At 54.3% G+C, this 14,657-nt stretch carries 8 protein-coding genes; 5 read left to right on the top strand and 3 right to left on the bottom strand.

The features are described from left to right. Window positions 1-42 precede the first annotated feature (42 nt). Entirely contained in the window at window positions 43-1,779 is a 1,737-nt protein-coding gene (locus PLIM_RS16705) for an ABC transporter permease subunit (RefSeq protein ID WP_013111494.1), read from the bottom strand. A gap of 248 nt (window positions 1,780-2,027) precedes the next feature. Here PLIM_RS16705 and rfbA point away from each other — a divergent pair, with 248 nt between their 5' ends. After that, the gene (gene rfbA, locus PLIM_RS16700) at window positions 2,028-2,945 is read left to right on the top strand and encodes a glucose-1-phosphate thymidylyltransferase RfbA (RefSeq protein ID WP_013111493.1); all 918 of its coding nucleotides are present in this window, start codon (window positions 2,028-2,030) and stop codon (window positions 2,943-2,945) included. A gap of 136 nt (window positions 2,946-3,081) precedes the next feature. After that, window positions 3,082-3,594, top strand: a complete 513-nt coding sequence (locus tag PLIM_RS16695; RefSeq protein WP_013111492.1) for a DUF1802 family protein — start codon at window positions 3,082-3,084, stop codon at window positions 3,592-3,594. A gap of 7 nt (window positions 3,595-3,601) precedes the next feature. On the opposite strand, the gene PLIM_RS16690 is transcribed toward PLIM_RS16695, so the two are convergent. After that, window positions 3,602-3,976, bottom strand: coding sequence for a hypothetical protein (locus tag PLIM_RS16690; protein ID WP_013111491.1), 375 nt, complete (start codon window positions 3,974-3,976; stop codon window positions 3,602-3,604). Between the two features lie 372 nt (window positions 3,977-4,348). Here PLIM_RS16690 and PLIM_RS16685 point away from each other — a divergent pair, with 372 nt between their 5' ends. Further along, on the top strand, window positions 4,349-6,346 hold the full coding sequence (locus tag PLIM_RS16685) for an SHD1 domain-containing protein (protein ID WP_196349467.1): 1,998 nt from the start codon (window positions 4,349-4,351) through the stop codon (window positions 6,344-6,346). 59 nt (window positions 6,347-6,405) lie between these two features. Here the strand turns inward: PLIM_RS16685 and PLIM_RS16680 are convergent, their stop codons facing one another. Beyond that, window positions 6,406-8,238: a tetratricopeptide repeat protein gene (locus PLIM_RS16680; RefSeq protein ID WP_196349466.1), complete on the bottom strand. Its 1,833-nt coding sequence runs from the start codon at window positions 8,236-8,238 to the stop codon at window positions 6,406-6,408. Window positions 8,239-8,785: 547 nt separating this feature from the next. Here PLIM_RS16680 and PLIM_RS16675 point away from each other — a divergent pair. Both PLIM_RS16675 and uvrA read left to right on the top strand, forming a co-directional pair. Next, the gene (locus tag PLIM_RS16675) at window positions 8,786-11,710 is read left to right on the top strand and encodes a fused MFS/spermidine synthase (RefSeq protein WP_013111488.1); all 2,925 of its coding nucleotides are present in this window, start codon (window positions 8,786-8,788) and stop codon (window positions 11,708-11,710) included. Between the two features lie 49 nt (window positions 11,711-11,759). Further along, window positions 11,760-14,456 (top strand): excinuclease ABC subunit UvrA, encoded by a 2,697-nt coding sequence (uvrA, locus tag PLIM_RS16670; protein ID WP_013111487.1) that lies wholly within the window; start codon window positions 11,760-11,762, stop codon window positions 14,454-14,456. Window positions 14,457-14,657: the final 201 nt, after the last annotated feature.

Below are 14,657 nucleotides of genomic sequence, written 5' to 3'. Positions count from 1 at the left end.
CGGAATTTATTTCATAGTGGCAGCATGGGAAGGGATGGTCTGTCAGGCTCTTTCTGTTGTCGAGCGGCCCAGCGCCATATCGAAACTGTTGATTGCCGGTATGAGCATGGCCAGAGTGGTAAACCCATAGGCGGCGGTCAACGAGATACAAACGCCCAAGGTCTGCCCGAGCAGAAAACTGGTAATGGCGTAGAACGTCAGAAAGGGGAGAATCCCGGCAGCCAGCGTGAGTGCCGGCGAGGGATTGTGATGAGTCAGTGAGACCCACAAGCCCAGGCTCCCCCCCAGAATGAAGACCAGGAAGGTCGGCAACTGCAACGAGAACGAAGATTGAGCCTGCACAATCAACATCAGGCAGATAAAGATCCCGATGAACAGAAAGAAGATGGTTCCCAGACTGTTGGAAATGGCAGTGCGTGAGCTGAAATAACTCAAACCGGAGTGCAATCCCAGCATCGCTGCAAAGGTACAGAGCACAAACAGTCCGATCACCAGATAGACGAAATTCTCGAAGGTGATCTGTTGCTGCAACATCAGCCAGATGAGGAAACCGACGGGAATGATCAAGAGTTCCATCGTGTTATAGAGCACACCCAAGAGCTTGCCGTAGATGAACTCCTTGGCCGTTACGTTGGTGACGAGCAGCAATTCGAGCGTGCCGCCATCCCGTTCACTGGTGAAGGCGGTAACGGCCTGGGCGTTGATCAACAACATGGAAACGAGGCTCATTCCGACAAAGGCAAACCCAACCGGGGGGAGCATTCCCAGCAGCTTGCGAGAGGGATCGATCGAGAAGACCGCCGAGGCGATCATCAATCCTGCCAGGAGGATGTAGGCGAGTTTGATGAGCACGATTTTTCGGCCATAAGCCCGCGTGCAGATTTCTCTCCAGACGACAGGATTCTCCCAGATTTCCCGATGTTTTCGAGCGGGTGCTGCCAGTCGATCATCCTCAGATCTGGCGGCTTCACCCATCGTTCGAGAAGGATTCCAGATGCGTAATCGAGCGGTCGTTGTGGCGAGTAAAAGGGCACCCAGCGTGGTCATCAATGCGGCTGAAGTGAGGACAGCCGCAATCGCATTCTGTCCGTTGGCCTGCATCGTCAAAGGCTGAAAGAGTGCCGACAGCCCGCGATACGGATTTAACAGGATCACCGTCCGGGCGAGACCACTCTGGCCAACGATGGAAAGCAGAACTCCGAGCAATTCGACAGCACCGAAGAACAGCACAATTCCCAGGACACTGATGGCGAGTGTCTGAAACGTTTTTTCCCGCCAGAAGGCGACCAGATTTCCCCACGCTCCCGCAGCCAGACCCACCGCAGCAGTCAGCAGCAGCGATCCAAAGATTTGCCAGGGAGAGACTCCTCCCAGGAGTAACATGCTGGCCAGCACTGGCAGAGAAGTCAGGAGGAGGACACCCACCAGCAGCAGGCTGGCACCCAGTTTACCACCCACCAGTTCGATGCTTTTCAGATCGGTCATGAGGAGCAGCAGCAGTGTCCGGCGGTCTTTCTCCTGCGCAACCCGGCCTGCGGCAAAGAGGACGGCAAAAAAGATGATCAGAGTCATCTGCACCAGCGAGATCATCTGGAACATTAATGCACCAAAGCGTGCCAGTTCTCCCAGACGACTCACCTGCTGCAGGCCAAATGTGGCCTGGACTGCGGTGTAGAGCAGCACAAACAGACCACCCACATAGCCCGAGCGAATCAGAAAATGTTTGAGTTGGCGTGGTGCCGTCAATGCTTCGCGAGATACCAGGGGGCCAGCAAACACTCGAATATCCCTCTGACGATGGATCCATTCCCGGAACAACCGCGTGCCGGCGACGGACAGGAATTCCCAAATTCACAGCAAATGACTATAAGACTCCTGCGGTCGTCTACCAACTGACCATCATGTGGATTCTGTGAAGTTGACGATCTCAAAAAGCATTATCGTTCGATTTTGACAGTTCCAGATTAGCGTTTTTTCCTTTTCGCAGCCCTGTTGATCGGGCTTTCCTGAGTCAAGCGATCCCCAACATGCCAGAGACACAGTTTGTGAGCAGTACAACTTCACAGCCTCGCGCAGGCCTTCTGTTGGCTGGTGGGGCCGGTACCCGGCTGGCTCCTGCGACAAAAGCCATCAGCAAACAACTGCTCCCTGTCTACGACAAGCCGATGGTTTATTACTCGTTAAGCGTTCTGCTCCTTTCGGGGATTCGGGAAGTTCTGATAATTACCACGCCTCATGATCGCGCTTTGTTCGAACGCTTGCTGGGCGATGGTTCGCAGTGGGGACTGAAGATTGGTTATGCCACGCAATCGGCTCCGCGTGGCATTGCAGAGGCTTTGGTGATCGGTGAGGAATTCATTGCCGGGCGTCCTTCCTGCCTCGTGCTGGGGGATAACATTTTTTATGGCGATAAGCTAAGTCATTCGTTGCAGACAGCCAGTGCCCTGACGACCGGTGCGACAGTGTTCGCCTACCATGTGAGTGATCCCGAGCGCTATGGCGTGGTGACGATGGACGCTGATGGCAAGGCGATTGAGCTGATCGAAAAGCCACCCGTGCCACCTTCCAACTGGGCTGTCACTGGGGTCTATTTCTACGATGCCACTGCCTCGCAAAGAGCACGTTCGCTCAAGCCTTCCCCTCGCAATGAATTAGAAATCACTGACCTCAATCGCAGCTATCTGCACGATGGATTACTGCGCGTCGAGAAACTGGGGCGTGGTGTGGCGTGGCTCGATACCGGGACACATGAATCGCTGATTGAAGCTTCCACATTTGTCAGTGTCATCGAAGCCCGGCAAGGTTTGAAGATTGCCTGCCTGGAAGAGATCGTCTGGCGCATGGGCTGGATTGATACGGCTCAACTGCTGAAGCTCGCTGCAGAATTCGGGAAGAATCATCCCTATGGTCGCTATCTGCAGCAGATCAGTGATGATCGCCGTTAGATGATCACGGTTCATTGTGTTGACACGTTGTGATTCAAGTGGCGGCCGGTTGTGATTCAAAACGAGCAGGTTTTACTGGCGATCATCCAGCAATCGATGATCCGCTCGATTCTCCGACACGATGCACTGGTGATATGTGATTTTGAACCCTGCGGATGAAATCGAACCCTTCGCTTTTAAGGAATGGGCAGCGATCTGTGCCGCTTTAGTGGCTGGCCGGCAGTCGATCATTCTCCGCAAAGGAGGGATTCACGAAGGGCCAGCCGGGTTTCAACCTGAACACCGGGAATTCTGGCTGCTGCCGACGCAGTTTCATCAGGAGGCAGGTCAACTGACCGAAGAGAGCTGGCCATTTCTGAACGCAGCCAGGATCTGGGGCCCATTTCCCGGGGAGATTCTCTTACCGGCCAAAGCTCAGGTGCAAGAGTGCCGGCGCTTAACAACCTGGGAAGAAGTGACAGCACTTCAAGGTGAGCATCTCTGGAGTGAAGCAACTCTGCGTAATCGCTTTGAGTATCGGTCGCCGGGATTAACGTATCTGCGAGTGACGATCACCAGCGTGCAACCACCCATCCGTTTGCCCACCTGGCCCGCACTTGAAGGCTGCAAGAGCTGGGTGCGTTTGCCCGACAGCATGCGGGGCCGGTAAGGGGTTGCTAATCGGCTCGTTGAAGATCCCGGCAGCGATTGGCGAGCATCGTCAGCCCGGTCATGAGAGAAACGACGCCCACACCTCCCACAAGCAAACCTAACCCTTGAGTCATGAGAATGAAGTAGTTCATGTCACTGCCGGAAAACATGCTGTAATCTGAAGCCAGTAAAAAGGCGATCTGGACAAGCGCCGAAACGAAGATCGTCAGTCCGGACAATCCCGTTCCGAAGGCGAGGAAACCACCGGCAGCGGAGTACCACTTCATGACTCGCAATGAAACCATAAAGCCATAAATCCAGATAGCCAGTAATGCGAGGTTCAGCAGACCAGAAGCGATTTGCCAGACCACCAGAAACGTTTCGGAAGTAGAGGAAACCATCTGAACCCTCGATTTTATTGGCGAAGCAGTCAACTGAGCCACGGCAGGTGGCCATACTCTGCGAGTTCAGCCGCAGAGAATCCAGCCAGATCGACGACAAACCCTCACGATAGGATCAGCACAGCCGCCGGGAATTGAGCCCAGAAGTTTTTCGTCGGGCAATCGACACTCGAGATTGAATTTTGTGACACATTTGCGAAGATACTGTACACATCAGAGCAAGTGAATGTGATATTTTCTGCTCGTCGATTCATTTCTTAAAATTCTTTTCTCACGATTTCTCTTGTGAGGTGCCTCATGATCAGCAGGCTGCATCTGTGTGAATTCTTGCGGTGTAACAGGCAACAAACTGTTGCTGCATGCCACAAACGAATGACGAATTTTGCGGCCTGGCTGAGTTGGACAGCCGGGCTCTTGCTGGTCTTGTCGAGCAGTTTGTTGCCAGCACAGGAATCCCGCACCTGGACCGATGCGACAGGCAAGTTCAAGATTGAAGCCAAGTTCGTTTCGCTCGAAGGCACGAAAGTCACTCTGCTGCAGACCTCGGGAGAAGAGATCGAGATCGATCTGTCGAAGCTGAGTCCCGGGGATCGGAAGCACGCACAGGATCTGGCCAAAAAGGCGAGTGAAAATCCCTTCCAGGTCAAAGAAACCAGCCCCTTTGCCCCGAAAGCTGGCAAAAGCTCAACCGGTGGAAGTCCTGCTGGACCCAGCATGCCGGATCGTACGGCTCCCGGTGGAACAGAGCCGGCGCCCGCTGCAGGAAATGGAACCTACACGGGTCGCGATGCGCAATTGACTTCCAGTGTGGACGGCGTGACCGAACTTCTGCTCACGCCCCAATCCGACAAGCTGGCTCTTCCCCGGAACGATGCCGTTGTGGATCGTAAGCTCCCCTCGCGTGGAATCGCTCTCCCGAAAAAAGCCAACTTCTTCGAGAAGGCCAATAGCATGCTGGTGCATTCCAGCAAGCCCGAGGCTGTTGTGCTGTACCACATTGCTCCGCCCGGCCAATCTCCCATCACTCGGGTGGTGGTGCTGAATCTGGAAACAGGAAAAATCACCGCTCAAGGCCAGGTTCCGAATTTGTACACCGGCGTCGCTTATGGCAGTGATGGATTGATTCTTGTGCGTCAGGTGGAGCATCACGGGAAAGGCAATAAAGGCCTGATGGAAGGCTGGATCGTCAAAGGCAAAGATCTGGCGCGTGAATGGTCGTGGGAACCAGCCAAAGGCCAATCGGGCCGGGATGAGGAACTCGTCTGGGGCGAGATTCTGCCTGATGGCCGGGTTTTGACAGCGAACGAAGGCGGAAAGATCACCTGCTGGAAAACCGAGGGGGATCAGATGAAAGCTCTCTGGCGATTGCAGGCACAAGGTTCGAGCAGGCCCGACGTGACCCGTGATGGTAAGTACATGGCGATTGCCGCCGATAAGCAATGTGCGGTGATGGATCTAGAGTCGGGCGAGGTGGTGGCCACTGTTCCCACAACGGGGAGACATCTTCCGTGGCCACGCATGGCGATCTCGGCAGAACATTCGCGCATGGCCTGTTTTGGATTCGACAAGATCATTGTGTGGGATCTTCAGACTGGTGAAGAGATTCGGGAGATTGCTACCGGGCCGATCTCTGGTGGTGCTGCTCCCCTTTGGCTGGATGATGACTTTCTGTTGCTGGGTGGTCACCTGCTGGTCGATGTGAAAAACCAGTTGCGCCTGTGGGATTATACCGGTGCAGAAATGACGACTTTTTATGACCGGACTGGTCTCTTTGTGGTGGGTGGGCCCTCTCAATCCAGCAGCCTGATTCCCATTGCCTTACCACATCCAGCAGCGAAGAATTTTCTGGCCAGAGCGCTGCAGGATCCGAACCTGTTCATTCTCAAGGAAGGAACACAGGTAGCGATCGATGTCTCGGGCATTCAGGATGCGGCTCAGCAAGCGGCGATCAAAGACAAGCTCACTGCCAAGCTCACTCAGCGAGGCTTTGTGGTGGGAACTTCAGGCAGCATTATTCTCAAGGCGAGTACGGAATCCGGCAAATCGGAGAAGATGTCGTATCGATCGTTTGGAGAGGCTCCCTGGAATGCCAAAGAGTACAACGTGCAGTCGTACATCAGTCGATTGAAGTTTGTCTGGAATGGGAAGGATGTCTGGGAAGGCTCAGGAAATAACATTCCGGGCTTTTTGTCTCTCAGCAAAGACGAAACGATTGAGCAGGCCCTCAAGAAGCACGAAAAGCCCAATTACCACTTTTTCGAGCATTGTGAGATTCCCAAGCTGCTGACGAAACCCGCAGAGAATGCAGCCGCTGGAAGCTCTACAGCTGCGTTGGGGAAATCGACCGTCACAATCAGCGGCTTGCAGTAGTTGCAGACCAAGCCCGTCATGATGGATCGCAATTATGACGGGCTTTGGCTCAAGCAAAACTACTTATTCTGTGACTGTGTCAGCAGGCGTATCGCCACTTCGCGGCCTTGAACTGCTGACTTCAGTTGCGGGTCCAGCCGGAGTGCTTTTTCGAAAGCCGCGACCGCTTCCTGATAGCGCTTCGTCCGCACGAGCAGATTGCCATAGCTATTGTAGGTATTCGGATTATTGGGGTTAATGGAGAGTGACTTCTGAAAGCAGACCTCCGCTTTCACAAAATTCTTTTCGACCTGCTGGGTGAGAATCCCGAGGTTGTTGTAAACCTCGCTCGACTCCGGAGGGAGTTCCCTAGCTCTTTCGTAGCAGAAGAGTGCTAACTCGGGTTCGGTCGCTCGATTGGAATTTCCAAAATCAAGCAGTTCCTGTTGAGTCATTCTGGTCTTCAGAATGCGGGCCATCTGCACATATTTTTCTCCTTCCTCCTTACGATTCGCTTCCCCTAACACAAAGGCCAGATTTTGATAGCTGACAGCATTGAGGGGATGAATTTCAAATGATCGTCGCGCCATCACAATCGCTTCTTCCAGCACCTTCTGTTTATCGAGAGATGCACTCTCTCTGGATGCCCGCTTCACGATCTGAAGTGCCAGATTGGTATAGGCCCGGCTGTTATTCGGTGACTTCGCAATCACATCTCGCCAGAAAGCCTCGTCGCTTAAATAGACGGTGCAGCGATAATTGTTGATCAAAATCAGCAAGCAGATCATGCTCCCTACGAGACCCCAGCGAAGTGCCTGAGATTTGAATTGCCAACGATCTGTCAATCGTTTCAGCATGAGAGTCGTGGCAACAGCCAGGAACATGCTGGGTAGGTACATCCGGTGTTCGAAGTAAAGATCCTGGATCGGGACGATGGAGCTGGTAGGAAGTAGTACGAGCAGCCAGGCTCCCAATAGAAAACCAAGTGCCGGGCGATGGAAGCTCATTCGCCACAGGATGATCAGACAGAGGCTTGCAATGACGAGACCAGGCCAGTAGATCGCCGGATTGTTGATGGGAATCAGCAGGGCGTCGGCACATTGCCCTGTGGGCCAGAACCAGAGTTTCACGTATGTCGCTACGACCCAGGGTTGTGATCGAAAGTATTGCCAGCGCGAAACATCCGGAACATCTCCAATGCCTGCCTGAGCATACTCCCCCTGATGCGATAACATCACCAGAGCGAGCAGACCCAGCGTCAGCCAGAGGGCCAGATGCCAATACCAGCGGCGAGTCACTTCGCGCCAGGATTTTGACAGCACAGCCAGATCGAGCCACAGAACACATAAGGGGGCTGTCACCAGAATCTCTTTGGAAAACATTCCCAGCGCGCAACTGATGCAGGCGACGAGATACCAGGAACGCTGCTGATGGAGTACGGCAGAGGCAAACGCGGCCATCGTTCCAAGATAAAACAGACTGGCCAGGGATTCCTGCCTTTGAATGAGATAAGCCACTCCCTGGGAGTTCAGCGGATGAACGACCCACAACAGGCTGGAGACCAGCGCGATGGGTACTGCCGCTCTCGAAAGGGACTCAGGAATCCGAGGGGCTTTTTCGAGCACAATCTTGACAAAGGAATACAAAATCTGCGCCGAGGCGATATGAATGAGGATGTTCGTGAGTGCGAAGCTGAATGGTGCCGGCCCGAAGCAAACCTTATTGATCGCGAATGTTAAAAAACTGAATGGCCGGGTGTACTTTGATAAGTATTCCGGCGGCCAGAGCCTGTCGAGAACCTGATTATTCGCGACAAATTCGACACCATCAAACGTGAAATCTGCCGCCAGCCCGACGAGATAAGCAGCGATTCCCGCCAGCAGAATCAGAAGTCGTGGGAATAGATTGGACATCGAAGCCGACACACTCTGGGGTTTCGAACCGAGCATTGGAACAAACGAAGTGGAAAGCCTGGTCGAACAATACAGATTCCAAGAAACAACTGCGCGGCGGGTGGCTGGGGTTGAGTCTTCGACCCCCCAGCGATTTTCGGCACTATCTGGGGGTTCGCGAGGACGCTCAACCCCAGCCACCCCATACCAAGGAACGCAGTTGAATACTGGAATCCGAACAAGAAATTCCTCCAGACATCTCGTGATATCCAGAAATGAATTCTGCACGACTGATTTCCCTCAGGACTTTCCTGCATGAAGACAGCGAAAGACCGCCTCTGAATCTGTTCACCGATTCTCGGCTGCTATAGAGTGAAAACTGTCGATGAAGACTTGATGAAGGCGGGCTGTCATGTAGAGCCGATTTTCAGCGGACGTTTTCACGAACCTCATTTTCTGCTTCGTTACGATTCCGTTGTGTTACGATTGAGCTTGTGATTTTGCAGAGTCATAGCAGTCCGTTTCTTCCCGAGCTGCCAGCCAGATTTTGTCCAGAGGAGATCGTGAATTGACTGGCCCTTCCGAAAGCTCCGATGCCGACAATGGTCCGGGAGATAATCTTCCCACTCCATTTGGCCAATCCTCCGAACTTTCTACAGCCGAGACTTATCGCCTCTCAGATCCACCAGCCCGCTGGAGCGAGCCGGTTGTTCCAGTCCGGGCTTTGGCACCTGTTGAAGAGGCTCCTAAGCGACCGCAAAAGTCGCGAGTGAAAAACGCAAGCACAGATTTCATGCAGCCATTACAGAAGCTGGCCAGTCATGAAGTCTCGGCACTCATCGGTTTCAATGCGATTGTGTTTGTCACCAGTGTCTGCATTATGACGCTTGAACTGACTGCCTCCCGGTTGATTGGCAAGCATGTCGGCAACTCGCTCTATACCTGGACGTCGGTCATTGGCGTTGTGCTGGCGGGCATTACAGTGGGTAACTACATCGGTGGCTATCTGGCCGATCTTCCCCGTCCTCGTCGCTCTCTCGCCTGGACGTTTCTTATTTCGAGTATCACCTGCTGGTCGGTCTTATGGCTGGATCAACTGATTCCCTCCTTTACCCGACCCGCATCAATTTCGTGGCCCCTGTGGGTGCTGATGACCGTCTCGCTGATTTTCTTTCTGCCCGCCTGTGCCATGGGGACAATTTCTCCCATTGTGGCCAGCCTGGCGGTCGCTTCATCGTCGCGCACAGGGATCACCATGGGCAATGTCTATGCCTGGGGTGCTCTGGGCTCGATTGTCGGGACATTCCTCACCGGCTTTTATCTCATTGATCAGTTTGGGACACGGGCTATTGTCGGGCTAGTTGCGATGACGTTGGCAGCCATGGCTTTGATCATCGCCTCGAAAAATAAAGTCTTTCGCACAGGTGTGGCTCTGGGCTGGTGCCAGCTGCTGGCTCTGACATGGGGATTGGCGACATTCACAGAAACCAGCGTCGCTTCAGCAGCTGGTTTCTCGGCACGTATGGTGGGGGTCTGGGAAGATCCACAGACAACAGATGCCCGCACTTCACGCTGGCGAACCTATGGCGAAACGATTGGCCGCCAGGTGCACGATCTGGGACTTTCACTTGCCTTACGAGATGACCGGCAAGGCGAATATCACGACGAAAGCTCCTACTCATATATCAACGTCTCAGAAGATTACAGCGAGGATGGTCGGCCTATCAAGCTGTTAAAGCTCGACAAGCTGATCCATAGTTACTATGACCCGGCTGATCCGAACCGTCTCGACTATGATTATGAGAAGGTCTATGCAGCCATTACGGAAATGCTCGCTGGTTCTTCCGAAACCGATATCGAAATTCAGGTCGCGAATTTCCCGGGCCGAGAGCAGGTGGTGGCTCAGCTTCCTGCAGGTCTTTCCTGGAACCCGGATCGGCAGTCCATTTCGCTCAAGCCACGAGCGATTGTCGATTGGTCAGCGCTACTGAAGCTGGCCCCGGATGGTGCTTATATTGCGGCTGTGAATGAGCTGTCAGATCTTTCAACCAGAGCCGACTGGGGAGGGTTTTCTTCAGTCGCTGTGACTGAGTTGCCGGAAAACTTCAGGATCCCTCAGGAAATCAATGAGATTCTGCGTTACGACCGCACACTCGAAATGCTGAGTGTCTGGAAGCCTTTGGATGAAAAGTCCCGCAGGCTGGCACTGGCCACCAGCCCATCCATGCCCTGGATCGATGCGATTGACGAACTTCGCAAGAAATCGAGAAAGGCCAGCTCGCTGTTTATTGGGGGAGGGGGATATATCTTTCCCCGCTGGATTGAAAGTCAGTTCCCAGGGAGCGAACGCATTGATGTGGCTGAACTCGACCCAGCCGTACTGGCGGCTGTGGAAAGTGAAATGGGCCTGGCCAAACCACCGGCCACACGCGTTCATTCCCGCATTGGTGATGCCCGGAATGTCGTGGATGACCTCCTGCGGGAATCGAACCAGCAAGGAAAGATCGCCTACGACTTTGCCTATGGTGATGCCTTCAATGATTTCAGTGTTCCCTGGCATCTCACGACGAAGGAGTTCGCCGAGAAGATTCACCAGTTGCTTTCGCCGGAAGGGGCTTACCTTGTCAACGTGATCGATGTCTATCCGCGAACTGCCTGGCCACGTATTCAAGACGAAGAGCAGCAGGTGACCTTCGATGGTGAGCCTCCCTTTGCCGGCTGGAATGAATGGAACAATAGTGGATGGATCGATACACCAGGCTTTCCAGGGTTTTCGCTCCATCGACACGGCACGCGCATCTTCTCTTTACGCTTTCGAGGAGAGATGCCTGCTGCTGTCGAGAACCGATTGAAATCGTTAAGCAGCGCCTCACCGGCATGGAAAAATGCCGTCACTGAACTGGCAAAGAAAAGCCGTCAGCCACCCAGGCTCCCATTCGAACTCCCCGCGATCCTCATCCCCTCATTGCTGCTGGATGACGAATGGACGCCGGCACCGGCACCTTTTGAGTTTGTCGAGATTCGACGTGTCGGGACGGGATATTCTCTAGCAGTCCGGGGAGCTCTGACACGAGACCTAAAACAACGTCTGCTGTCGCTCGATCCCGAGAATGCTGCCTGGAAACAGGGGCTGGAAGGTCTGGCAAAGCGTTCGGAAAATCTGGCTTCAGGCCGCTTTCTGGCAGCGTTTGTCGCGACCTTGCATCAGGTCTTTCCCCATGTGGCAGTGTTCAGCAGTGAAGCGGGAAGCCCGAATGATAATCGAGATACTTTCGTGATTGCTGCTTCAAAAACTCCTATCGACTGGGCACAACTCGAGGCGTCCGATCACTGGACGGGCCTCCCCTTTGCGACTTCGTCAAAAGTTGATGAGACCGTCAAGACGACGGGCCAGATGGAGTCGCTCCTGGGGCTTGCGCGCGGCTTGATCCTGACTGATGATCATGCCCCGGTGGATAACCTGTTGTTGCCGGTCTTTGAAACCAACGACTGATTTGACACCTGTTTGATCGACCTCATGATGACCGGACTTGCGAGAGACCATGGAGGAAACTGAGAACGTCGGCACGATTCGAATTCGTGGTGCCCGCACCCACAACCTGCAGAATCTCACTCTCGATCTTCCACTGGGAAAACTTGTGGGAGTCACCGGGATCAGTGGTTCCGGCAAGACATCGCTGGCCCTGGATACTTTGTTTGTCGAAGGACAACGGCGATATCTGGAGACATTGAATCCTCAGATTCGTAGACAACTTCGCAGGCAGTCGTGGGCCGATGTGGATGAAATTCAAGGCTTGCCACCGACGATCTGTCTCGATTCCCGCACGTTATCGGTAGGTCCGCGGGCGACCTTAGCCACTCTCACGGAGATTCATGATCTTCTGCGAGTGGTCTATTTTCGAGCCGGTGTACTGCACTGCCCATCGTGCCAGTCGATTGTCGAGCAGTCGACACACGATGAAATCCTCGATGACCTGGTGGCTTTGCCCGAGCGAACGAAACTCCAACTGCTGGCAAAAGTCGATGATGACCCTGGCATCTCGCCTCAGGATCGACTCCGGCAGATTGCACAGTCAGGCTTTGTCAGAGCCAGGATCAATGGGAAACTGATCGATACTTCAGATGTCTTTGTATTGCCTGAAGATGCCCCTCGGCCGGTGATTGAAGCCGTGGTCGATCGAGTGATCATCAAGGACGGAATCCGTAGTCGACTGGCCGAGTCGCTCGATGTGGCTCTGCGTCTGGGGCACGGCTGTTGTCTGGTCACGATCGATGGTGCCCCGGATCGTCACTATGCGACCATCCGTTTTTGCGGTCCCTGTCATCGCTCGTTTGCTGATCCACAGTTACGTACCTTCAGCCACTTCAGTGCTGCCGGTGCCTGCCCTGCCTGCCTGGCTTTGGGAGTTTGCCTGGCCGAAGAATCACCCAAACCCAAACGACAGCAAAAGTCGGCCTCCAAGGCCCAGTCCCAGCGAGCTGTTGCTCAAGTGGTGTCGTCCGAGAAATGTGCAGAGTGCCAGGGGAGCCGACTGGGGGAAGTCGCCCGGCATACTTTCTGGGAAAAGCGAATTCTTCCCGACTGGTTAAAGCTCAATGTGGATGATGCCTTGAAGGCCATGCGGCAGATCGAAACGGCATGGCAACAGGAAGCTCTTCCGGAAAGAAGGTCAACTCATCAGGGGCTGCTCCGGCAGAACCTGATCCCCGAAATCATCCGCCGGCTCGATGGACTCCAGCGGCTGGGATTGGGCTATCTCACACTGGATCGATCAGCACAGACCTTATCGGGAGGAGAACTGACCCGCAGTCGATTGGCGACATTGATTGCCAGTCAGCGGAAGGGCTATTGCTTTGTGCTGGATGAGCCCTCCAGCGGGTTGCATCGTGCCGATCTGTATCGTGTTAAAAACGCTTTGAACGCTCTGCGGGATGTCGGCAACACGGTTGTCGTTGTCGAGCACGAAGTCGATCTGTTGCAAGGGGCGGACTGGCTGGTGGAACTTGGCCCCGGAGCTGGCCATCTCGGGGGAAAACTCGTGACAGCCGGTACGCCGCGAGCCACTGCGGAAGCTCCCGAATCGGTGATTGGCCCATGGCTGAAGGGATGTCGTCAACTCATCCGGGCGACTGACTCACCTGATGATCGACAGCACGATCAATCGTCGATTAACAAAGCTTTGCCTGAGTCGATTATCCTCGGTAGTTGTGACGCGGGATTCATCACGATACCGCCCATACGGGTGCGAAATGTGCATGTTCCGGCACTTAAACTGGGGATGGGGCAAGTCGTATGTTTCACCGGAGTTTCCGGCTCGGGAAAAACCACCTGGCTGATGGAAGGGATCTTGCCTGCACTTCAGCAGGCGTTGAATGCTCGACATCAGCGGCCCGGTTCAAAAACTCTCGCCAGTGGCGATCGCAGTTTGATGGCCACGATTCCTGACGAACTGATCGAGGTCGTCACGATTGGTCAATCACCTGTCGGTCGTGGCTGGAAATCATTCCCGATGACAGTCGCCGGTCTGTGGGATCTGGTGCGTAAAATCTACGCTGCGACGAAAGATGCCAAACTGAGAGGCTTTACCCCCGCACGCTTCAGCCCCTGGCACCCCGAGGCCCGCTGCCCGGTGTGTCTGGGCCAGGGTGAAGTGACCTTGGAGGCCGATTTTCTCCCCGATTGGAAAACGACTTGCGAAACCTGCGCGGGAGATCGATTCAACCCGGCCACACTCGCGATTCGTTTTCGTGGGAAATCGCTGGGTGACGTATTACGCATGGAGTTCTCTGAAGCCGCCGAGTTCTTTGCGAACTTTGAGCGGCTGGCCCGTCCGTTGCATCTGTTTTGTGAACTGGGATTAGGCTATTTGAAACTGGGCCAGCCCATGCGCACGGTCTCAACTGGTGAAGCTCAGCGAATCCGCCTGGCCAGCTATCTCGCACGCCCCGATTTTCAAGGCCAGCGCTGCTTTGCTCTCGATGAACCAACCACCGGATTGCATCCTGCAGACGTGAAGGCCTTGCTGAAGGTTTTTGACCGGCTGGTGGCGGCGGGTCATCTGCTGCTGGTGGTCGAACATCACCTGGATGTCATCCGGGCTGCCCATCAGATTCTCGACCTGGGCCCAGGTGCCGGACAACAAGGAGGACAACTCGTGGCCTGGGGCAACCAGCATGATCTTCGCCAGAACCCAGCCAGCCTGACTGGTCAAGCCCTGCGCCGCGACTCAATCCCGTAGGGTCCGCTGTGCGGACCATATTGCGTGCTTTTTTGCCTGAGATTCTCGAATTACATCGACAGGGCAGGTCGAACATGGTCCGCAGAGCGCACCCTACCGGTTAAGAATCCGATTCATCCTCCCCATCCCCGCATGGCACAATCCCATCGCAATTCCCCATGCCATACATTACATTAATGTATGCTTATCAGTGTGTTCACA

It is taken from the genome of Planctopirus limnophila DSM 3776, assembly GCF_000092105.1.
GTDB classification, from domain to species: Bacteria; Planctomycetota; Planctomycetia; order Planctomycetales; family Planctomycetaceae; genus Planctopirus; species Planctopirus limnophila.
The sequence above is the reverse complement of the archived record's forward strand: the minus strand, read 5'-3'. Positions and strand labels throughout refer to the sequence as shown.

Bases quoted from the DNA above. Each gene is read 5' to 3' on its own strand.
- PLIM_RS16680 (WP_196349466.1), bottom strand. From the start codon at position 8,238: ATGTCCAATCTATTCCCACGACTTCTGATTCTGCTGGCGGGAATCGCT.
- PLIM_RS16690 (WP_013111491.1), bottom strand. From the start codon at position 3,976: ATGGTTTCCTCTACTTCCGAAACGTTTCTGGTGGTCTGGCAAATCGCT.
- rfbA (WP_013111493.1), top strand. From the start codon at position 2,028: ATGCCAGAGACACAGTTTGTGAGCAGTACAACTTCACAGCCTCGCGCA.
- PLIM_RS16685 (WP_196349467.1), top strand. From the start codon at position 4,349: ATGACGAATTTTGCGGCCTGGCTGAGTTGGACAGCCGGGCTCTTGCTG.
- uvrA (WP_013111487.1), top strand. From the start codon at position 11,760: ATGGAGGAAACTGAGAACGTCGGCACGATTCGAATTCGTGGTGCCCGC.